The 1,202-nt window shown below is 61.6% G+C and carries 2 protein-coding genes and 1 pseudogene; all 3 read left to right on the forward strand.

Features of this window, described 5'->3' with window-relative positions; genetic code table 11:
- Positions 1 to 653: pseudogene (locus V6C16_RS13720) on the forward strand (transcription termination factor NusA); the annotation flags it as partial.
- 10 nt (positions 654 to 663) lie between these two features.
- Positions 664 to 909: a YlxR family protein gene (locus tag V6C16_RS13725; protein WP_333536335.1), complete on the forward strand. Its 246-nt coding sequence runs from the start codon at positions 664 to 666 to the stop codon at positions 907 to 909.
- On the forward strand, positions 902 to 1,202 hold a 301-nt coding region (locus tag V6C16_RS13730), incomplete at its 3' end, for a translation initiation factor IF-2 N-terminal domain-containing protein (RefSeq protein ID WP_333543491.1). The genes V6C16_RS13725 and V6C16_RS13730, both read left to right, overlap by 8 nt.

Here is a 1,202-nt window from a genome sequence, read left to right on the forward strand (position 1 = left end):
CGCGCGCCAAGGTGGCCGTGCTCTCTCGCGAACGCGATGTGGACCCCGTGGGCGCCTGCGTTGGCGTGCGCGGTTCGCGCATTCAGAATATCGTGCAGGAACTGCACGGCGAGCGCATCGACATTGTTGTCTGGAGCGCCGATATAGCCACTTACGCCCGCAACGCCCTGGCCCCGGCCCTGGTGTCGCGCATCGTGGTGGATGAAGAAGAAAATCTGCTCGAAGTCATCGTGCCGGACGACCAGCTCACCAACGCCATCGGGCGCAAGGGGCAAAACGTCAAGCTGGCCGCTCGCCTTCTGGGCTGGAAAGTCGATATATTCACCGAGACCCGCTACAACGAGGCCAATGCCATCGGTCACGGTCTCGAACAGGTAGCCAGCGTGGCCGAAGTCTCCATTGAGGCCCTGCTTGCCGCCGGCTACAGTTCGCTTGACAAGCTGCGCCAGGCCACGGACCAGGAACTTTCCGACAAGCTGACCATCAGCGCGTCGCGCATTGCCGACCTTCGTTCGGCCATCAACTTTCTGGCTCCCGTGGTAGAAGAAACGCCCGAATCCTCCGCTGTGGAACTGGGCCGGACGCATGCCGACGAGGAAGAATCCGGTCAGGACCATACTGCCGGCAGTCCTCGCGAGGATGCGCAAGATTAGGGGCAACCGCATGGGGGAAGGGCAAAAAACTGCCGTGGCCGCTGAAGGGCCGGTGCGCATGTGCGTTATGTGCCGCCGCCGCTTCGCCAAGGCCGAGCTTACCCGCCATGTGCTGACGCCCCAGGGAATTTTGACTATTGACGCTGAAAAAACCAGACCTGGCAGGGGCTGGTATCTCTGTTCCGATGCCGTATGCATGGCGAAATTCGCCAGGTTCAGGCCCGGGACACGGCGCAAGGGGGGTAAACATGTCTGAAGAAAAAATTAAAGTATCGGAACTTGCCAAGGAATTTCCGGCAGTGCCCAACAAGGATATGCTGCGCGCTCTGCGCGAGCTGGGCGCGTCTGCTAAGTCCATGGCCGGGTCCTTGACCACTGAGGAGGCGGCACGCGTGCGCGAACATTTTGCCGAACAAAAACAGGCGGATGCCGAGCGTTCCGGCTCACACCCCAACGTCATCGTGCGCCGTCGCCGTAAGGATGCCGACAAGGCCGACGCCCCTGAAATGACAGAAGCGGCTCCCGCCGCCAGGGAAGAAGCCGCTCCCC

The organism is Desulfovibrio sp. 1188_IL3213 (assembly GCF_036763145.1).
Lineage (GTDB): Bacteria > Desulfobacterota > Desulfovibrionia > Desulfovibrionales > Desulfovibrionaceae > Desulfovibrio.